General features: G+C 44.7%; 15 protein-coding genes, 1 tRNA gene, 1 rRNA gene and 3 pseudogenes. 9 read left to right on the forward strand and 11 right to left on the reverse strand.

The window, feature by feature from the left end; translation table 11 throughout:
• The first annotated feature begins 10 nt into the window (after positions 1-10).
• Both rrf and yghU read left to right on the forward strand, forming a co-directional pair.
• A 5S ribosomal RNA gene (gene rrf / locus AYY16_RS15105) occupies positions 11-126 on the forward strand.
• A 305-nt stretch (positions 127-431) separates the two neighbouring features.
• A complete protein-coding gene (yghU, locus tag AYY16_RS15110; RefSeq protein ID WP_067368413.1) occupies positions 432-1,271 on the forward strand; it encodes a glutathione-dependent disulfide-bond oxidoreductase in 840 nt (279 codons plus the stop codon).
• Between the two features lie 59 nt (positions 1,272-1,330).
• Here yghU and AYY16_RS15115 read toward each other — a convergent pair whose 3' ends face one another.
• A complete protein-coding gene (locus AYY16_RS15115) occupies positions 1,331-3,271 on the reverse strand; it encodes a methyl-accepting chemotaxis protein (protein WP_067368416.1) in 1,941 nt (646 codons plus the stop codon).
• 408 nt (positions 3,272-3,679) lie between these two features.
• On the opposite strand from AYY16_RS15115, the gene AYY16_RS15120 reads away from it, so the two are divergent.
• The 3 genes from AYY16_RS15120 to AYY16_RS15130 all read left to right on the forward strand — a co-directional run bounded on the left by AYY16_RS15120 (position 3,680) and on the right by AYY16_RS15130 (position 5,779).
• Complete coding sequence (locus AYY16_RS15120; protein WP_067368418.1) at positions 3,680-4,258, forward strand: DUF1007 family protein; 579 nt, start codon at positions 3,680-3,682, stop codon at positions 4,256-4,258.
• On the forward strand, positions 4,249-5,262 hold the full coding sequence (locus tag AYY16_RS15125; protein WP_067368421.1) for a nickel/cobalt transporter: 1,014 nt from the start codon (positions 4,249-4,251) through the stop codon (positions 5,260-5,262). Before AYY16_RS15120 ends, AYY16_RS15125 begins: the two co-directional genes overlap by 10 nt.
• A 154-nt stretch (positions 5,263-5,416) precedes the next feature.
• Positions 5,417-5,779 (forward strand): YibL family ribosome-associated protein, encoded by a 363-nt coding sequence (locus AYY16_RS15130; RefSeq protein ID WP_067368425.1) that lies wholly within the window; start codon positions 5,417-5,419, stop codon positions 5,777-5,779.
• A 657-nt stretch (positions 5,780-6,436) separates the two neighbouring features.
• On the opposite strand, the gene AYY16_RS19900 is transcribed toward AYY16_RS15130, so the two are convergent.
• The 4 genes from AYY16_RS19900 to AYY16_RS19910 form a co-directional block, all read right to left on the reverse strand.
• Positions 6,437-6,859, reverse strand: coding sequence for an RES family NAD+ phosphorylase (locus AYY16_RS19900; RefSeq protein ID WP_082970763.1), 423 nt, complete (start codon positions 6,857-6,859; stop codon positions 6,437-6,439).
• The gene (locus AYY16_RS19905; protein WP_082970764.1) at positions 6,834-7,115 is read right to left on the reverse strand and encodes a hypothetical protein; all 282 of its coding nucleotides are present in this window, start codon (positions 7,113-7,115) and stop codon (positions 6,834-6,836) included. Before AYY16_RS19905 ends, AYY16_RS19900 begins: the two co-directional genes overlap by 26 nt.
• Positions 7,116-7,201: 86 nt before the next feature.
• Positions 7,202-7,975: a sce7725 family protein gene (locus AYY16_RS15140; protein WP_156665014.1), complete on the reverse strand. Its 774-nt coding sequence runs from the start codon at positions 7,973-7,975 to the stop codon at positions 7,202-7,204.
• A gap of 328 nt (positions 7,976-8,303) precedes the next feature.
• The gene (locus AYY16_RS19910; protein WP_082970766.1) at positions 8,304-8,831 is read right to left on the reverse strand and encodes a sce7726 family protein; all 528 of its coding nucleotides are present in this window, start codon (positions 8,829-8,831) and stop codon (positions 8,304-8,306) included.
• Between the two features lie 382 nt (positions 8,832-9,213).
• On the opposite strand from AYY16_RS19910, the pseudogene AYY16_RS15150 reads away from it, so the two are divergent.
• Positions 9,214-9,509, forward strand: a pseudogene (locus AYY16_RS15150) (IS3 family transposase); the annotation flags it as partial.
• 358 nt (positions 9,510-9,867) lie between these two features.
• Here AYY16_RS15150 and AYY16_RS15155 read toward each other — a convergent pair.
• From AYY16_RS15155 to AYY16_RS15165, 3 genes and pseudogenes are all read right to left on the reverse strand, one after another.
• Positions 9,868-10,311, reverse strand: a complete 444-nt coding sequence (locus tag AYY16_RS15155) for a hypothetical protein (RefSeq protein ID WP_067368428.1) — start codon at positions 10,309-10,311, stop codon at positions 9,868-9,870.
• 53 nt (positions 10,312-10,364) lie between these two features.
• Positions 10,365-11,409 (reverse strand): annotated as a pseudogene (locus AYY16_RS15160) (virulence RhuM family protein).
• A 170-nt stretch (positions 11,410-11,579) separates the two neighbouring features.
• Positions 11,580-11,674 (reverse strand) — tRNA-Sec (locus AYY16_RS15165).
• Between the two features lie 246 nt (positions 11,675-11,920).
• On the opposite strand from AYY16_RS15165, the gene prlC reads away from it, so the two are divergent.
• Both prlC and rsmJ read left to right on the forward strand, forming a co-directional pair.
• On the forward strand, positions 11,921-13,969 hold the full coding sequence (gene prlC, locus AYY16_RS15170) for an oligopeptidase A (RefSeq protein WP_067368431.1): 2,049 nt from the start codon (positions 11,921-11,923) through the stop codon (positions 13,967-13,969).
• A 3-nt stretch (positions 13,970-13,972) separates the two neighbouring features.
• A pseudogene (gene rsmJ, locus AYY16_RS15175) lies at positions 13,973-14,741 on the forward strand (16S rRNA (guanine(1516)-N(2))-methyltransferase RsmJ).
• A gap of 153 nt (positions 14,742-14,894) precedes the next feature.
• Here rsmJ and gdhA read toward each other — a convergent pair.
• Together gdhA and uspA are read right to left on the reverse strand one after the other, a co-directional pair.
• A complete protein-coding gene (gene gdhA / locus AYY16_RS15180; protein ID WP_067368434.1) occupies positions 14,895-16,235 on the reverse strand; it encodes an NADP-specific glutamate dehydrogenase in 1,341 nt (446 codons plus the stop codon).
• A 374-nt stretch (positions 16,236-16,609) separates the two neighbouring features.
• Positions 16,610-17,047, reverse strand: a complete 438-nt coding sequence (uspA, locus tag AYY16_RS15185) for a universal stress protein UspA (RefSeq protein WP_067368436.1) — start codon at positions 17,045-17,047, stop codon at positions 16,610-16,612.
• Positions 17,048-17,411: 364 nt separating this feature from the next.
• Here uspA and uspB point away from each other — a divergent pair, with 364 nt between their 5' ends.
• Positions 17,412-17,747, forward strand: a complete 336-nt coding sequence (gene uspB, locus AYY16_RS15190; RefSeq protein WP_067368438.1) for a universal stress protein UspB — start codon at positions 17,412-17,414, stop codon at positions 17,745-17,747.
• A gap of 84 nt (positions 17,748-17,831) precedes the next feature.
• On the opposite strand, the gene pitA is transcribed toward uspB, so the two are convergent.
• Entirely contained in the window at positions 17,832-19,322 is a 1,491-nt protein-coding gene (pitA, locus tag AYY16_RS15195; RefSeq protein WP_067368441.1) for an inorganic phosphate transporter PitA, read from the reverse strand.
• Between the last annotated feature and the right edge of the window lie 245 nt (positions 19,323-19,567).

Consider the following 19,567-nt stretch of genomic DNA (forward strand, 5'->3'; position numbering starts at 1 on the left):
ACAGAATTTGCCTGGCGGCACTAGCGCGGTGGTCCCACCTGACCCCATGCCGAACTCAGAAGTGAAACGCCGTAGCGCCGATGGTAGTGTGGGGTCTCCCCATGTGAGAGTAGGGAACCGCCAGGTTATTATTTAAGCCGAGAAGCCACCCAAAGGGTGGCTTTTTTGCGTTTGGGCGAAAAGTAATCAACAATCAGCCTGACTGTAATAAAATCACTGAATAGACAACACCACCGCTATTTTTCACCTGCCCTGAATCCCCCGGTTATCCTCCTCCTGACCTGATGCAGTAAATCCTGATACTATCCATGAATAAAACAAGGGTTTCTATTTTACGCTGCTGACGGTAAATTAAATGTCCATAATAAAAACCGTATAGTGCTGCATTCCCGGTTGTATCACCGGGATAAGCAACGCAGAGGAAATAACTGATGGCTGATTCAACGTATACCCCGCCGGATGTATGGGAATGGAAGCAAGGTAACGGCGGCAAGTTTGCCAATATTAACCGTCCCGTTTCCGGGGCCACACATGAGAAAGCCCTGCCGGTGGGCAAGCATCCGTTCCAGCTTTATTCGCTGGGAACACCTAACGGCCAGAAAGTATCGATCATGCTTGAGGAATTACTGGAGTCAGGCATTAAAGGGGCAGAGTATGATGCCTGGTTTATTGATATTGGCAAAGGCGATCAATTTGGTTCCGGATTTGTTGATGTTAATCCAAACTCAAAGATCCCCGCATTAGTTGATCTCAGTGGCACCGCACCAATACGGGTATTTGAATCAGGCTCTATCCTGATGTATCTGGCTGAGAAATTTGCAGCATTCTTACCGGTAAATCAACCTGAACGGGCTGAAACATTGTCATGGCTATTCTGGCAGATGGGATCCGCGCCATTTGTCGGCGGTGGATTTGGTCACTTTTATGCCTATGCACCAGAAAAATACGAGTACCCGATTAATCGCTATGCAATGGAAACCAAGCGGCAACTGGATGTTCTGAACCATCAGTTGGCTGAGCATGAATTTATCGCTGGTGAGCACTATACCATCGCGGATATCGCTATCTGGCCATGGTATGGCGCATTGGTACAAGGAAAATTATATGGCGCGGCAACGTTCTTATCTGTGAGTGATTACCCTCATGTGATCCGTTGGGCAAACCAGGTGGCAGCCCGTCCGGGTGTACAGAGAGGGCACCGGGTCAACCGTACAGGCGATCCGTCAGAGAAATTACTGCGTGAACGCCATGATGCGGCGGATTTTGAATAATCACCAGAATGAATACCGGGCTGATAAAGTATCAACCCGGTGTTTGATTACATGATTGATCAATGTGTTTCCGGCAATTTAAAGGCCGAAACCATCTGTGCAAGTTGCTCAGCTTCTTTTCTCAGGATCTGTGTGCGCGAAGCGGCATCATCAATTAATGTCGCGTTTTGCTGAACCGTTGTATCCATTTCAGATACGGCCATAGTGACCTCAGCAAGACCTTTACTCTGTTCTTCGCCGGCGATGCGGATATCATTCATTAATTGTCTTACCTGAAGCACATCCATCACCAGATCTGCCAGTGTTTCACCCGCCTCACTGACCTGGCGACTGCCGGTTCCCACATTCAATACCGATTGATCAATCAGAACTTTAATTTCCTGCGCTGCCTGTGCACTGCGCTGCGCCAGTGTTCTGACTTCTGATGCCACAACCGCAAATCCGCGACCGGAATCACCTGCACGGGCGGCTTCTACCGCCGCATTCAATGCCAGGATATTGGTCTGGAATGCAATGCTGTCGATAACAGATACAATCTCAACCATTTTGCCCGATGATGTACTTACATTATTCATGGTTGAAATAACATTTTGCATCATATCGCCGCAGCGGCTGGCTGTTTGCGCTGTACTTTCTGCCAGGTTATCTGCCTGAAGTGTATTTTCTGAATTCTGATGAACAGTAACATTCAGTTCTTCCATCGCAGATGCACTCTGTTCCAGCGCCGCCGCCTGCTGTGTTACCTTGGCGGACAACTCATTATTGTTATCTGCCAGACTGACAGTGTTTCCGGCGACAACAGCACTGCTGTTGCGGACAGTCAGTAACATAGTGGATATTTTATCTGCGAATAAGTTAAACGCCTGTGCAATAGCCGAAATCTCATCTTTGCCCCGCACGTCCATACGCCGTGTCAGGTCGCCTTCTCCCTGTGCAATATCATCCAGCGCCTTGCGGGTATCATCCAACCGTGTGATTAACCGGCGCACAACCAGCCAGGATCCCAGCAACAACAGTGCCATTATAGGTAGCAAGGCTTCCAGTACATCCTGCATCATGACTTTTGCCAAACCGGTGATCCGGTTTTCCGGTGTGACAAGGCCGATAACCCATCCTGTATCTTCCATCGGAAAAAGCATCACTTGTGATGCGCTGTTCAGCAGTTTGTCATCATCGAGCTTTATTATGTCGATACCGGATTGCGGAGAATGTTGCTGTTTCAGCCTTTCTGCAACCGGCGACAGCCATACGGATTGGGCGGCAAGCTCATCAAATGTTTTGAATTTTTTATTATCGTCGCCGGGAAAGTAAATTAATTGTCCCTGCCGGTCGGTCACAAAAGCGTAGCCGCCGGTGCTGTCACCATATTGCTGCATAATGGCGGCAATATTATTCAGGCGGATATCCGTTGTTGCGACTCCCGAAAACTGACCACCAACGCGGTAAGGCACACTGCAGGTCACCATATTCACACCGGAAACAGCATCCTGATATACATCAGACCACAGGCAGGTATCCGTCGCGTGTTCGCGGGCATTTTTGTACCAGCTCTCGTTATGGTAGTCGCTTGCGCTTTCCGCATTATATTCATCAGAGAAAATTAATTCTCCCGTGCTGTTACGCGCCCAGAAGAAGCTGCGTTTTGCCACATCCGGCAGAAAAGCGCCCGGTTCCGGCCAGATCCCACCACCGGTAATAATGGCATTATTTTGTCCGCCGATAAGGTTTGGCGGAATATGTTGATACAACGCTTCGTCATTCGGCAGTACTTCTGACAACCGTGCCAGACTGACTGTTTTTCCGTCGATATGGGATAAGATCGTGCTCACCCGGGCCGTCAGACCATGTCCGGTTTCTTCGATTAATGCTGTATTTATTTCGACAACGCGCGGCTGTCCCCGCCAGAGCATGATAACAATAATAATCACAGTGGTGATGGCAAGGAGCAGTATGCCCCCGATGGTCAGGCGGGTTGAAATGCGGGACGGATACAAGGACATATAAATCTCCCGGGACAGATAAGCATATATTTACGTTATCGGCGCTTTGGGTGATATCTTTATGATGTTTTATTGAGCTAATGAATGATTCGGGCAGATCTGTGGCAGAGAATACACTTCAGTCTTTTTATGATTAGTTTTGTCCGGACAAGCAGAATAATATTGCACCCGGATACCGTATTTTTGCGTAGTTATACTGATTATGTTTTATGCATAAAAACAGACGCTATTAATGATAATGCAATTGTTATCTGTTACTGAGCCGGTTTCTGTGAATGAATTGATATGTTATATTATATCAATAAGTGGCGTTATAATGGGAACCGGTATGGAACATACGAAGGTAATCAGATATCCGATATTATCTGTTTTTTTTGATTTTAATATTTTTTTTTCAGTCCCCGTATTATGGCGCACCCGCACAGTTTTATTGAGATGGATACCACATTAGTTATTGATAATAATCATCTTACCGGACTGAGCTATGTGTGGGTAATGGACCCGATGACATCCGCAGATATTTTGTATGATTTACTGAAAACAGAGGAAGACAGCCCGCAGTGGAAAAAGCAGGCGGCATCTGTCATGGCGAATATTATCGGGCAATCCTATTTTTCAGAGCTCTATTATCAGAATAAAAAACAACCGCTGAAATTATTTCCTGATGAATACAAGATGACCCGGAAGGGATTACAGATTGTGATGTCGTTTCGTGTATCGCTGTTACACCCAATCCCGCTGGCGGGCAGTACGATTGACTTACTGACGTATGAACCGACCTTTTTTGTCAGTATGGCGTATACCGGCAGCGGGACATTGCATCTTTCTAAGCCGTCAGAATCAGCGTGTAAACTGACCTTAACCGAGGCGCAGCCGTCGGATGAGCTTAAAAATTACGCCTTATCATTAGATACCGGGGAAACCCCGGATGATGATCTTACACTGGGTCGTCAGTTTGCACAGCGGGTCACATTGCAATGCCATTAATAAAGACACCGACAATAAAGCACGGTCATATTGCGCTATGGATTCTGTTCCTGCTCATTATTTTACCGGGAAGCTACTTGCTGTATAGCGCATGGCCATCTTTACTGCATATCAGTACCGGATTACAAAGAGAGCTGAATACTGAGCTGGCAACGCTTATCGGACTGGCAACACTCGATCCGCTGCGGGCGGGGGGCTTATTGGTATTATTCGGTTTTCTGTATGGTCTGCTGCATGCGCTGGGGCCGGGTCACGGTAAAGTGATACTGTCTGCTTATATCGCCACACACCCGGCTAAATTACGCCACAGCGCATTACTCAGTTTTCTCGCCTCCCTGCTTCAGGGAACTGTCGCGGTCACATTAGTTTCGGTTGTATTATTTATATTGCAACTTTCAACACGACAGCTGAATCATATCAGTCAGTTAACTGAAAAAATGAGCTATGTATTTATCATCGCACTGGGCGGATTTATTATTATCCGCGCGCTCCGCCGGTTGGCGATATCTACACCTGCTAAACTATCCGCCATCAAAAAAGTCACACCGCTGCCACTAAAATCATCAGCTGTTTTACAACCGGCGCAGGTTCACCGGGGTGGTCAGATACCGGCTTGTGGTTGCGGGCATCAGCATGTTGTGGCTGACGATGCATTAACCGGACACTGGCGGACACAGGCAGGAATGATCCTTGCGATGGGTTGCCGCCCTTGTTCAGGTGCATTGCTGGTCTTACTATTCTCTGCGGTTATTGGTGTTTTTCATTGGGGCGTTATAGCCACATTTGCCATGGCGCTGGGAACCGGGATCACACTGTGCGCTATTGCCTGGTTTGTTCACAGCATGCGTTTTCTGGCACTGCGCCTGACACATACTCAGGGAAGAGGTATGAATTTGCGCTACGGCGAATATTTACGCCTGATTGCAGGGGGAATATTTATTATTGCCGGAATATTGATGTATCAGACAGTCAGTACACCGGGCGCGGGGTTTTTTACCGGCTGATTTATAAATAATAGAAATAGAATAGGGTGTTTTTGCTATGAATATCGGGGTGATTATTGTTTATGCGCTACAGAAGTAACCAGTATCCCTTTTCGCCTCATACGCCGAATGGTGTATACTTGCCGACAAGAAATTTATTCACGGTTAATTAATAATGAAAGAAATCGAAAAAGCACAAATTAAACTTCTTAACGACCGTTTAGACCTTATCCGTCACAAGATGGCGGGTATGCAGCTGACGAACGAAGCGGAAAAGCATGCAGAGCTTGAGAAAGAAAAAGCGGCGCTGGAAATTGAAATTGTTCGTCTGAAGGCGGTACGTAGCAATAAACTAAGCAAAGAAGCGCAGAAGTTAGTGGATATGCCATTCAAACGCCCTATCACTAAGAAAGAACAAGCTGATATTGGCAAGCTGAAGAAAGCCGTGCGAGGCTTGATAATTGTCCATCCAATGACGGCATTAGGTCGCGAAATGGGACTGGATGATATGACCGGTTTTTCTAAGACTGATTTTTAGTCAGAAAATCAACCCGGCTAAAACATACCCCTCAGTGTCAGCATAATTGTCATCTCCTCTGAGAAATCAATCTGAGGGCGCGGCGTGACATATGAGGTGTCACGCTGTGGCTAGCAGATGCGTAATGAGTTTTGGTTAAATGGCCGGAGGGGATTTTAAAGTTTAATTATATGAAAGTTTTTGTTATTATAAAAAATCATTAATTTCATGGGAAATACTACGATGATAGAAGTACATAATATATATAACTAATATTTTAATATTTAATGAAAATCACGGAAAATGCCCTCAAGATATTATTTTTTATTTTACATCCCTTCACTTGGAAAAAGTATTAGAGAGCACTATGATTCATATCGCATCTAAAGTTTTGTATTCATGGATTATATTCATGGGTGATTCTAGTAACTCTATGGATTATTGGGTTACTTACAGTAAAATCAACCTCTAAAAAAAAAGACAAAGTTTAACCCACTACCAAAAGAGCTTTCAAATATTATTCCATCACATTTACTAAAGCTTTTCAAAAACTCACATAAAAATTGAGTTGGAATATAGTCAATGTTTGAACTTTCTGGACGTACTGGTATAGAAAGTTCTCTAGATAGAGCCTCAATTAAATTTAATATACTTATGACATTATTATAATGCCCTTCTTCAAACTTGCATATAGACATTTTTTTTTCTTGGATTAGTTAGATCTATCAAAGAAACATTCTTGAGTAATGTAAACTCAGATATGTGTATCTTACTTGTATTATTAGGTCTAACCTCGGCAATACATGTTGATTTATTATTTGACAAATATAAATATGGTATACCTATAGGGTTTGCTCGTCCCGCTGATGCATATTCTTTAGGAGGCATTCCCATTTCATCTTTCGTTAGCAAGCTTTCATTTATTCGAGCGCGATAGAACTTGTCTTCCTCGTGATAGTCTATTTTCAATTGCTCTATCATATCAAAAAAATCACCATCAAAATCATCATCTTTTATATCGAACAAAGATGAGTACATGGATTTTTCTGGAAAAAATCTATTCTTGTGCTTTATTTCATTTTTTAAATTCTTCCCACCCATCTAAATGCTCTTGGTAATGGTATTTTAGCTTATATTTCTTATCTCTATATTCTTCACCTAATATATGAGCAATCAACCTATCCTTGTTTTCCACTTGATTATTGAACATATGGAACAAACTTTGTAATATATTAGACAAACTATTACCACCATCACTTTCTTCAACCAAACCTAAAAATGGTTCAAAAAAATTGTGATAGTTTCTCAGCATCGATTGTAAATATATCAGTAGTTTGACAATGACCACAACGACCATTACCGTGATCTTTACCAATAAAATCTCTAATAACTACATCGTGAAAACATGATATGCAACATAGGCTCATTTTTTACCTCATAATATTAGGAGTTCAAAAAGTTACAGAGTGTTTCAATATGATGTTCTAGAGAAATCTTTTTTACTTGCCCTAAACCTGGGAAATGACCCTTTTCATAGAGATATAACAATTCATCTAAACCTAAAGTATCATCAAACACGGTAGGATTAGCGTTTATATAAGTAACACACTTATGAATCGCTTCTTTGAACTTCCCTCCTGGGTTCGCAGGACTATTGCTTTCCTGTGATGAAAAATGACGTATAAACATCTGGTTATATTCATCTTCAATGTAAGAAAGATGAATTGTTACAACATAGGCCGGTCCGCCTGCCTCAGAATAATCAGAACCAACTATAGTATAATCACTAAAACCAATGACATTGGGCCTCTGATTAAAGCTAATATGAATATCTGAAAAATGAGATTTGTCTTTGTAGTCGGCATTTCTATTTTTCTTCTGAAATGGATCATCAATGAGGACTACATTCTTTTTTAACCTCGTTAGTATTTCATCAATAGTACGTTTAGGAATAATTGCGTATTCGGCCCCGAAGAGATACTCCATGTTTTTCTTGTCTACCAATTCCGCAACAAATACTGCATGCCGTTCTGGCAAAGTATCTATGATGGTTTTGTAATTTTCATTCTCATCGTGAATTTTTACACATGGCAAGAATTTTAAATCTTCACCTTGTACTTTCAGTAAATCATTAATATTTACATTATCTTTTTCTTTTGCATAGTCTCCAATGTTAGGATTTATAATAATAATAGGTTCAATATTATATTCATTTATTTTTTTTTATTGTTTTCAATAAAGGTAATAAATTTTTCCTCACAGGCTCAATAATAGGCTTGTAAATGTTGTTAGGTAATCTAGGTGCTAACTCTCGCAAAGCTATTAACTCGAACTGTTTACCTCTTACAAAAGGAAAATACATATAAACTCCTAGTAAATATATTCAGCTAGTTTTTCCACTAACCGTTCTTTATTAAACGGGGTCATTTTAAAACTAATCGCTGAGTTTATTAATGATGTAGGAAGTGTTTTCAAAAAATCAAAATCTGATTTTCTATATTTCTTGAGCGCTTCCCTATAAAGTTTTTTCAATTCATTCGGTGAGCTATTTTTGAAGATAGACAAACAATCTAAAAAAAATATCCATATTAGATGAATGTAATGGATTACCTAATATTCTCTCTGCTATATATACATACTCATTTTTCCTTAATGAGCTTATAATTAATTCACAGTCTACATCAACATTACTTAATGATTTTTTAACCTCTTTTAATGTTCCATTTTTATTTAACTCAATAATACCTATATTATCAGGAGTCATCTCGAATACATTTGAGAGATGACTATTAGAACAAACGACATAAACACGATCAAATACCTTAGAGAAAGTTTTTATTTGTTCAGGTAACCGTTTCAGTGTGTCACGCTCGGTCTTTATTTCGTAGCAAACCGAATGGCCGTTAACAATTACAAAATCAGCTTTATTGCTTCCAACCCTAAATTCGCTAACTACCGTAGCGTTACTATTATAATGATTTTTCAGAAATAGCTTATTAGCGATAACATTCTTATAATAGTACTCGCCTTTATATTCTTTTATGGATTTTTTTATAAGTGAGTTCAAAAACATCAGAGACTTTCACAGGCGAAAATCTCGGTATAACATACTCATGAACTAGTTGCTGAAGAAACGAATAATCTCCACTAACTATTTTATTAATAGCCTGACTTGTAAAAAGCTGTGCGGCACTTCTATCATCAAGCAAAATGTACACTCCAATAATTCAAATAAAATAAAACACATAGCTAGCTTATCAAGTTTTTTTTCCTCACTACATGCAAACATCATCTCAAAAAAAGAACTTACAAATATAGCTTTTCCTAGCCTCACTAGTTTTATAACCAGCATTAATGATGCTCTGTATTCATGCATTTTAAAATTATAGCTTACTCATACCCCTCAATGTCAGCATAGTTGTCACTCCCTCTGAAAAACAATCTGAGGGCGCGGAGTGAGTATTTCCACTGAACGAAAAACAGCTGTATTGGCTAAATTACTGCCGCCTTACAATATGACTGTGGCCGTAGTTGCACAAATGGAAGGAATATTCGAAGCTACTCTGTATAACTGGCGAAACAAGGCTAAATCAGAGGGGAAACCGGTGCCTAGTGCAGATAAAAATACAGAACAATGGCCGGCGGAAGCCCACTTTGCCGCTATCGTGGAAACTGCCACACTCAGTGAGGCGGAAGTGGCTGAATACTGTCGTAAAAAGGACTCTATCCGGAACAACTTGAGCAGTGGAAATAGGATTTACTGCAAATTCCAGCTCTCGGCGACAAAGCAGTTATCAAGTAAAACCAGAATGAAAACAATCAGTTAAGTAGGCGGTGGGTTCGTAAGGAAAAAAACCTCGCAGAGGAGACTACGGGCTGCTGAAACAGTGGGATGAGCTGTACCGGCGGGCAAAAGAAGCACACTCGGAGCGCTGGTCAGGCAGGATACGAAACTGGCAACCGGAAGGCGCGGTAACACTGAATCCGGAGCGGGGGAAACAAGCTGCTTAACTCAACCAGGGGTGACAACTACCTTGACACTTACCGACTCTATAAAAAAATAATTTAGAAGCGGTCATTTCCTTCCTCTATTATTCTTTTGTGCATCACTACGCCTTTTTTTTAACTAAGAAGTCGCTCCTTTTAGGAAGTTCTGAGTTAAGGCGATCAATAACAAATTTGGCATATTCTACAAAATGTATAACCTCATGCTCTTCGATAAACTTACCTGTATGTGCTATTTCATTTCTTATTTTCCAGAGTGACTTGCTACTGCCAAATATTGCATTATATGCATCGACATTTATTCCCTTGATGTGCTTCAAAGGCGCCCAATTAGCATTTATAAACGATAATTTATCAGGCCAAGGCTCTTGGATTTTATGATAATATTTATTTAATCGGAGAAGTACCTCTATATTGCACCATAATAAAAACACTGCCAAACTTGGTTCACAACCGAAAATATGAGTTGCCCTTTTTTCATATTTTTGCTCCTCCAATAGCTTGAAATACTCATCTGCTTGTTTGTGCAATTTACTCATTTTAGCCATTTAGTTACCCGGATAAAAGATCAGAGGGTCAAACATTACTCAAAAACTAGAAACTACTTCTTTTTCTTACTTGTTTTCAGCAAATCTTTCAGTGCCGCAATATTCGCCCTCACCCCATCGGCTTCTTTTAACTGACGACGTTTTTGAGCAAAAATATCAAATATCTCTTTGGCTTTTTCATCAGCGGTTTTTTTTACTTATTCCACCAGCACCTTGCAAAACTTCACGGTCATTGAAACTCAAAAACTGATCCAGCTTAGTATCCCAATCCTGTAAAAAAACTTGCTTACGGCGCAGCGCTTGGTCTTCGGCAAAGTCGAGCCACATATTGACGATGCGATTTAATTCTTTGAGTTCATTCTCACGCAGATAATTCTTTGCAACCGTCACATCCGTTTTACGAACCTCGTCGGACTTATAACTGGTTAAGCCCATATCCGGCTGACCCGCATCTGCACGACTGGCAATAAGCTCAGCGGCAGTCATTCCAGTACAAGCAAAATGCAGTTTGTTTTGGATGGTTTGAAAAAAACGAGTGGTTTCTTTATTCGAGGGTTCATAATCCGCTGCCATGGTGAAGATCTCTTTCACGCGTAAATATACGCGCCGCTCACTGGCACGAATATCACGGATGCGTTCGAGCATCTCATCAAAGTAATCAGGCACCACTGATTGACCAACAGGCGGATTCTTCAGCCGCTCATCATCCATGACAAACCCTTTGATCAGATACTGTTCCAGCGTTTGCGTTGCCCACTGACGAAACTGTGTTCCGCGAACAGATCGGACGCGGTAGCCAATGGAGAGGATCATTGAAAGATTGTAATGCAGCGTATTGCGATTAACCTGCCGGTTACCTTCTTGCCGAACTTGTAAGAAAGACTTACAAGTTGAATTTTGTACAAGCTCACCTTCGTCGTAGATAGCTTTAACATGTTGAGTTATTGCCTGAGGTGTTACCTGATAAAGGTTGGCAATTTCAGCCTGAGATAACCACAGCGTATCGGATTCAAAGCGGCATTCGACGCGAGTCTGACCATCTTCACTTCGGAACAAAACAAATTCGCCCTGTGGTGCTTCAGGAAGATTATCACTCATTACATTGCCTCCGTTTTACTGACTGTTATCCCAACCAAATGAAAACCAATCCTACCAATATACCCTGAAAAATAAACATTAAAATACCCCGGCAGGTTAGTTATTTGCCGCAGATTACTTGAGTAATGATTTGAATTTAATAGAATTGATGGAGTTGTATTGAACTTGAGTGGCGGAAGATCACAGGAGTCGAACCTGCCCGGGACCGCTGGCGGCCCCAACCGGATTTGAAATCCGGCCGCCCCACCGGGGACGATGATCTTCCGTTTCGAGGTTGCATATTATACGCTTTCCGGTAGCGATTCAAAAGTTCTCTTACGGCTTTTCTTTTGAGATGTATCAGAATAGTGTGATTATTTGCGCGAATGATTTTTACTCAGCGCAATAACACGAAAAATCATTGAACTTGCCGGATAATGTCCCCATGTTATAAGGAGTTTCGGTTTTCACTTTTCATTTGTATGTGCGCCGTCAGGCGGATGTACACCAGACAGCTAACAGGATGTTTTTTATGATGAACCCTTTGCTTTCTCCGACTAAAAATCAGTTACCGGCATTTTCTGCCATTAATCCCGAATGTATTGTGCCTGCGGTAAAAGAAACGCTGGATAACTATCGTCAGACGGTTGAGCAGGTGATGAGTCATGCTCCTGATTTCACATGGGAAAATGTCTGTGTTCCGCTGGCGGAAGCCGGTGATAAATTATCCCGCGTCTGGTCGCCGGTCGGTCATCTGAATTCGGTTAAAAACAGCCCTGAATTACGTGAAGCTTATGAGCAGTGTCTGCCGCTGTTGTCAGAGTTCAGTACCTGGATGGGGCAGCATGAAGGGTTATACAATGCCTATAAAGCATTGAAAGCAAGCCCTGAATTTGCGTCTTTATCTCAGGCACAGCGCAAATCGATTGAAAATTCACTGCGTGATTTTGAATTATCCGGCATTGGTTTACCGGCTGAAAAACAAAAGCGTTATGGCGAAATTTCAGCGCGCCTGTCAGAGCTTGGTTCGCTGTACAGCAATAATGTGCTGGATGCCACGATGGGCTGGAGCAAGCTGATTACTGATGAAGCAATGCTGGCAGGATTGCCGGAAAGTGCTGTTGCCGGCGCTCAGGCACTGGCGGAATCAAAAGGCGATAAGGGCTGGTTATTCACCCTGGATATGCCGAGTTATCTGCCGGTGATGACGTATGCAGATAACCGGGAGCTGCGCAAAGAGATGAGCGAAGCCTACGGCACCCGCGCATCAGAGCTGGGACCGAATGGCGGGAAATGGGATAACAGTGATGTAATGGCAGAGATTCTGGCGCTGCGTTACGAACTGGCTCAGTTACTCGGCTTTAAAAATTATGCGGAAAAATCTCTCGCCACTAAAATGGCAGAAAACCCGGCGCAAGTGCTGGCGTTCCTCAATGATCTCGCTGAGCGTGCGCATCATCAGGGTGAACAGGAAGTTGCACAACTGGCCGCTTTTGCTAAAGAGCAATATGGTGTCGATAAACTCGAGCCGTGGGATATGGCGTATTTTGCCGATAAACAAAAACAGCATCTGTTTGCGATAAGTGACGAGCAACTGCGTCCTTACTTCCCGGAAGAAAAAGCGATCAGCGGGTTGTTTGAAGTGATCCGCCGGATCTACGGGATCACCGCCAAAGAGCGTTTCGGTGTTGAAATCTGGCATCCGGATGTTCGTTTCTTTGATTTGTTTGACAGTACCGGCGAGCTGCGCGGCAGCTTCTATCTGGATTTATATGCCCGCGAACACAAACGCGGCGGTGCCTGGATGGATGATTGCATCGGACGTATGCGTCATGCGGATAATTCTCTGCAAAAACCGGTGGCATATCTTACCTGTAACTTTAATAAACCGGTCGGTGACAAACCGGCGCTGTTTACCCATGACGAAGTGCTGACATTATTCCACGAGTTTGGTCATGGTCTGCATCATATGCTGACACAGATTGAGGTTGCGGATGTCTCCGGTATCAATGGTGTGCCGTGGGATGCGGTCGAACTGCCGAGCCAGTTTATGGAAAACTGGTGCTGGGAGCCGGACGCGCTGGCGTTTATCTCCGGTCATTATGAAACCGGTGAGCCATTGCCTCAGTCGCTGCTCGACAGCATGCTGGCGGCAAAAAATTATCAGTCTGCGATGTTTATCCTGCGTCAGCTTGAGTTCGGTTTGTTTGATTTCACCTTACATGCGGAATATGACCCGGCCACCGGTGCGCAGATTATGCCGGTATTGTCTGCGGTGAAAGCGAAAGTCTCTGTTGTGCCAAGTGCGCCGTGGAGCCGTTTCCCGCATGCGTTCAGTCATATTTTTGCAGGCGGCTATGCAGCCGGTTATTACAGTTATCTGTGGGCGGATGTGCTGGCGGCAGATGCGTTCTCCCGCTTTAGTGAGGAAGGGATTTTCAACCCGGTTACCGGGCAGTCTTTCCTGGATAACATCCTCAGCCGTGGTGGTTCAGAAGAGCCGATGGTTCTGTTTGAGCGCTTCCGCGGACGCAAACCAGAGCTGGATGCGATGTTAAAAGGCTACGGAATCAACGGGTAATAAGTGAATATTCGTTTACAGTGTGAGGAGGGCGCAGATAACTGCGCCCTTAACGCGTTAGCTGTGCGCTGGGGTCTGGTGCATGATGAAACGGCACCGATGGCATTGGTACTGACACCGGAAGGGCTGGAACTGCGCAAGTGCGATGAACCGAAACTCGGCGGGATCCGCGTGGATTTTGCGGGTGGCACCATGGCACACCGGCGGCGTTTCGGCGGCGGGCGCGGGGAAGCAGTTGCGAAAGCAGTCGGGATAAAAAAAATCCTATGTGCCGTCCGTGGTGGATGCGACCGCCGGTCTGGGGCGTGATGCGTTTGTGCTGGCGTCTCTGGGCTGCCGGGTGCGCATGATAGAGCGCCATCCGGTTGTCGCGGCATTGCTGGATGATGGCTTACAGCGCGCGTATCAGGACAGTGAGATCGGCAGTTGGATGCGTGAGCGGATGGTATTGATCCACGCATCCGGTATTGATGCCCTTGCGGATATTTCGCCGCCGCCGGAAGTGGTGTATCTCGACCCGATGTATCCGCACCGGCAGAAAAGTGCGTTGGTTAAAAAAGAGATGCGGGTATTTCAGTCGCTGGTGGGGGCAGATGAGGATGCAGATAAACTGCTAACACCTGCTCTGGCACTTGCAACCCGGCGTGTCGTGGTGAAGCGTCCGGATTACGCAGAGCCGTTAGCGGGGCAGAAAGCACCGGCCGCGCTGGAGACAAAAAGCCATCGTTTTGATATCTATCCCTGCATAAAAGCAGAGGCCGACGCAGAATAACTGATGCGGTCAGTGTGAAAGGGGGACAGGGCAGTTCCCGTTTCGCGAAGGGGCAACAAGTGAGACTTCCGTACCGCTTGTTATACCCCCTTCGACACTGTGTTTACCGCGTAACTGACACGACAGACACTTACTGCTGCAACGAATTAAAACTTACAGAACGCCTTGTGCCAGCATTGCGTCAGCCACTTTCACAAACCCGGCAATATTCGCACCCTGTACATAATTAGTCTGTTTCTCTTCGCTGCCGTACTGCACACAGGCGTTGTGGATATCCAGCATGATGTGATGCAGACGCGCATCCACTTCTTCTGTTTTCCAGCTCATACGCACTGAGTTTTGTGACATTTCCAGACCAGATGTTGCCACACCACCTGCGTTTGCGGCTTTGCCCGGTGCAAACAGCACATTGGCCGCCAGGAATGCATCTGTTGCCGGAATAGTTGTCGGCATATTGGCACCTTCTGCAACTGCTTTCACGCCGTTTTTGATAAGCACCTGTGCATCCGCCAGATCCAACTCATTCTGAGTGGCACACGGCAGCGCGATATCAACCGGAACCGCCCACGGTGTCTGATCTTTCAGATAAACCAGCCCGAACTCTTTCGCATACTCTTCCACACGACCGTAACGGTTTTTAATTTCTGTCAGACGAGCGAGTTTCTCTGTGGTGAAACCGTCTTTATCGACAACAGTACCACCGGAGTCTGATGCGGTAATAACTTTTGCACCAAGTGACAGGCATTTTTCGATAGTAAACAGCGCTACGTTACCGGAGCCGGAAACAGAAACCTGCATACCCTCAAAACTCATTCCGTGGCGCTCCAGCATGGCTTGTGTGAAGTAAACCAGTCCGTAACCTGTGGCTTCCGGACGGATCAGACTGCCGCCGAAAGAGAGCCCTTTACCGGTGAATACACAAGATGTGTTGTTGGAGAGTTTTTTCATCATGCCCGCCATGTAGCCGACTTCACGACCACCCACGCCGATATCACCCGCAGGAACATCCGTATCCGGACCCAGATGACGGTACAGTTCGGTCATCAGTGCCTGGCAGAAGCGCATAACTTCGCTCTGGCTTTTTCCTTTCGGATCAAAATCAGAACCGCCTTTCCCGCCGCCCATCGGCAGTGTGGTCAGTGCGTTTTTCAGTGTCTGCTCAAAGCCCAGGAACTTGAGGATTGAGAGGTTTACTGACGGATGAAAGCGCATACCGCCTTTGTACGGGCCGATAGCGGAGCTGAACTGTACGCGCCACGCACGGTTAACCTGTACCTGATTCTGATCATCCACCCAGGTGACACGAAACTGAATAACACGCTCCGGTTCAACAAGGCGCGCGAGCAGATTTTGATCGCGGTATTGCGGGTTATTGCCAAGGAATGGCCATAGTGTGGAGAACACTTCACGTACTGCCTGGAGGAATTCAGGTTGTGACGGATCACGACGCTGAACACTTTCCAGAAACGTTTCCAAAGAGATAAAGTTACTCATATTTATTTTCCTGTCTGTCTTACCCTTATGCATTCATGCGCAAAATATACAGACCGCACTCATCTCCCGGGAGCAGGTTCTCCGGAACATTCCTGCGAACGACATATCTGTGACACGAATGATGTCGGGTTACGTTACATTGTGAGGTATCCCAGACATTTTTTATTTTATTTTTCTGATAATGTGAGATGTGTTTGCATTTACCACTTGAATTTATCTCTTGTTTATATCTGGTTTTCAAGTTGTTTTTTTACATATATGACAAAAAAAAATTCATTGACGGCATTTTGTGCCGGATCAGCCGCCTCATTTTCAGCTAAAAAAAAATGCCTGCATAAGCAGGCATTTTATATGAATAATATTTCAACAGAAGATTATGCGGTATCATCGTCACGCAGCGGAACAATCAACATATCGACATGAACGGTATTGATCAGCTGACGTGCAGAAGACATCAGTTTGCTCCAGAAATCCTGATGGTGCCCGCAGACAACCAGGTCCATATCATATTTTCTGATAGCATCGACTAATACCTGACCGAGATCACCGCTGCCGCTGAGCATTTCCTGAATCTCATAACCTGAGTTTTTGGATAAATTTTTCAGTGAGTTACTGGTTTCTTCAGTAATACGCTGCTGCATGTCGCCCAGGTTAACATCGATAAGCCCGGTGTATAAGTCAGAGTAATTGACATCAACGTGGATCAACGACACTTTTGCATCGTAAGGCTTCGCCATAGAAACCGCTTTACTCACTAACACTTCACTTTCAGGCGAGAGATCGACTGCGACCAAAATATGTTTATATGCCATAAATAAATTCCTTCCGTTCAAAGTGTTAAGGGTTGGCAGGGCTTACGCCGCTATCCTTGATGAATACTATAACTGTTTCATATCATTAAAGAGTGTAATGCCGATCACAACTCAACGCTTTTATGATATCAGGGAGAATGTCTGATTTATAAGATATAACAATCTATATACTTCTAACAAGGCTATGCGTGGCAAAACCAATATTTTCAGGAGACTTAACTATTAAACTACAGTGTGAAAGAATGCGATAGTTTGTGGAACCTCACAGCTTTGTCCATACTGAATACATAGAATGTTGTCAGTACGCTGTGATTAACACTGATATCACCGGTTCCTTCTCCGCGGATAGTCTGAGGGGTGGATTATGTTCAGCATCGCTACACTGTTCTGGGCGTTATGTTTTCTTTGCCTGATTAACATGATCCGGTTTTATTCTTCAATCCGGGCCTTGCTCTCTGTTCTGCGTGAGTGTGATCCTCTGCTTTACCACGCGGTCGGCGGTAATAATGCTTTTACGGATTATACTCAGTGGCAGAAACAATTGCGCCTTATCCGCTATATTAATCAGCGGGAATATCTCACTCATCATGATCCTGAGGTCGTTTTACGCTGCGGGCGTATTCACCGCCAGTTTACGATGATCAGTGCGATATGCGGTATTGTGATAGCCTCATTACTGATGATGCTTATCTGGCAGTGAAACAAAAAAAGAAGAAAAAAACAAAAAAAAGCCTGACGGCTGCTGCCGTCAGGCTTTTCAGTTTCTGAGGATAACAACCTGCGGTCAGATAATTTGCAGGGAAATCCAGTAAAGCGAACCGGACAGAATAATCGAGACCGGTAAGGTCAGTATCCACGCCAGCAGGATGTTCTTGATGGTCTTGGACTGAACGCCCCCGCCATCAACAATCATGGTCCCTGCAACGGCTGAGGAGAGCACCTGAGTGGTTGAAACCGGCATGCCGGTATAACTTGCCACACCGATAGAGACCGCCGCAGTAACCTGCGCGGACACACCCTGTGCGTATGTCATACCTTTCTTACCGATTTTTTCACCAATGGTCACCGCAACACGTTTCCAGCCGAACATAGTCCCCAGAGACAGGGCCAGTGCGACAGACATGATGATCCAGATTGGTGCGTACTCAACGGTACTCAGCAGGTCATTAGAGAGACGTTTCAGGAAGCGGGCATCTTCTGGTTTAGTTTCCGGTAACTTCGCAACTTCTGCGGCAGTATCCGAAATACACATCAGCAGACGGCGCATCTGACTACGTTGTTCAGGTAATAAATCACTGTAGGTATGAATATTACTGAGCAGCCCTTGTGCCTGTTGTAATACAATGCCGGTGCGTGAGCTGTCACAATGGAACTGCTCATCAGGAACGGCATTTTCTGCGCCAGCCGCAGGTGTCAGCTCAATAGCGTGTGCTAATGCTTCCCGGTGCGTGGTGTAATACTGATCCAGATTCACGACTGCATCCCGCGTACGGGCGATATCGTAATCACTGGAGTTCATATTCACCATAAAGCCGGCAGGTGCGACACCAATCAGAACCAGCATAATCAGACCAATGCCTTTCTGCCCGTCGTTTGCGCCATGCGAGAAGCTGACGCCGACTGCCGAGAGGATAAGGGCTGTACGCGTCCAGAATGGCGGTTTACGTTTGCCGTCTTTTTTCTCACGTTCTGCCGGTGTTAAGTGAATGCGGCGGCGTTTTTTTGTACCACTCCAGTACCGGCGCAAACACCAGATCATTAACCCGGCGATGACCAGACCGATTAACGGTGACAGAATCAGTGAGAGGAAGATGCTGACCATTTTCGGAATATTAAGCGCATCCACCACAGAACTGTCAGTGACAACTGCGTTGGTTAAGCCGATCCCGATAATGGCGCCGATCAGAGTATGAGAACTTGAGGCCGGGATACCGAAGTACCAGGTGCCCAAATTCCAGATGATGGCGGCGAGAAGCATGGAAAAGACCATGGCAAGACCATGGGCTGAACTGACATTCAGCAGTAAGTCTGTGGGCAGAAGATGCACAATCGCATACGCCACACTCAGACCGCCGAGCAGTACCCCGAGGAAGTTAAAAACACCCGCCATGACAACGGCAAGCTGAGCCCGCATTGCCCGGGTATAGATAACAGTTGCTACCGCATTTGCGGTATCATGGAAGCCATTAATGGCTTCGTAAACCAGCACGAAAATCAGAGCCAGTACTAACAAAAGGCCGGTATGGAATTCCAAGCCTGTAAATAGATGTAGCATAGACGTTAAGCCAGTTGTTGGACATGAACGCGGCGCATTATCAGCGACAAATGCGTCCCGGGGAAGTGAAATATAGCCTTTTTTTTGATTTGATACCTTCAGAAGATCAGGCGTAAAAATCGTTAGCGCTTATATATCATCGGGTTAGGCTCCTAAATAAAAAATGACAAATTTATAGCTTGATTTAAACACTATGACAAATTTAAGACATTTACCGGGATTTCGCCACATTTTTAGCCATAGAG

The sequence above is a fragment of the Morganella psychrotolerans genome (assembly GCF_001676155.1).
Classification (GTDB): domain Bacteria; phylum Pseudomonadota; class Gammaproteobacteria; order Enterobacterales; family Enterobacteriaceae; genus Morganella; species Morganella psychrotolerans.

Excerpts from the sequence above, each read along its gene's own strand:
- yghU (WP_067368413.1), top strand. The coding sequence starts at position 432 with ATGGCTGATTCAACGTATACCCCGCCGGATGTATGGGAATGGAAGCAA.
- AYY16_RS15115 (WP_067368416.1), bottom strand. The coding sequence starts at position 3,271 with ATGTCCTTGTATCCGTCCCGCATTTCAACCCGCCTGACCATCGGGGGC.
- AYY16_RS15120 (WP_067368418.1), top strand. The coding sequence starts at position 3,680 with ATGGCGCACCCGCACAGTTTTATTGAGATGGATACCACATTAGTTATT.
- AYY16_RS15125 (WP_067368421.1), top strand. The coding sequence starts at position 4,249 with ATGCCATTAATAAAGACACCGACAATAAAGCACGGTCATATTGCGCTA.
- AYY16_RS15130 (WP_067368425.1), top strand. The coding sequence starts at position 5,417 with ATGAAAGAAATCGAAAAAGCACAAATTAAACTTCTTAACGACCGTTTA.
- AYY16_RS19900 (WP_082970763.1), bottom strand. The coding sequence starts at position 6,859 with ATGGGTGGGAAGAATTTAAAAAATGAAATAAAGCACAAGAATAGATTT.
- AYY16_RS19905 (WP_082970764.1), bottom strand. The coding sequence starts at position 7,115 with ATGGTCGTTGTGGTCATTGTCAAACTACTGATATATTTACAATCGATG.
- AYY16_RS19910 (WP_082970766.1), bottom strand. The coding sequence starts at position 8,831 with ATGTTTTTGAACTCACTTATAAAAAAATCCATAAAAGAATATAAAGGC.
- AYY16_RS15155 (WP_067368428.1), bottom strand. The coding sequence starts at position 10,311 with ATGGCTAAAATGAGTAAATTGCACAAACAAGCAGATGAGTATTTCAAG.
- prlC (WP_067368431.1), top strand. The coding sequence starts at position 11,921 with ATGATGAACCCTTTGCTTTCTCCGACTAAAAATCAGTTACCGGCATTT.
- gdhA (WP_067368434.1), bottom strand. The coding sequence starts at position 16,235 with ATGAGTAACTTTATCTCTTTGGAAACGTTTCTGGAAAGTGTTCAGCGT.
- uspA (WP_067368436.1), bottom strand. The coding sequence starts at position 17,047 with ATGGCATATAAACATATTTTGGTCGCAGTCGATCTCTCGCCTGAAAGT.
- uspB (WP_067368438.1), top strand. The coding sequence starts at position 17,412 with ATGTTCAGCATCGCTACACTGTTCTGGGCGTTATGTTTTCTTTGCCTG.
- pitA (WP_067368441.1), bottom strand. The coding sequence starts at position 19,322 with ATGCTACATCTATTTACAGGCTTGGAATTCCATACCGGCCTTTTGTTA.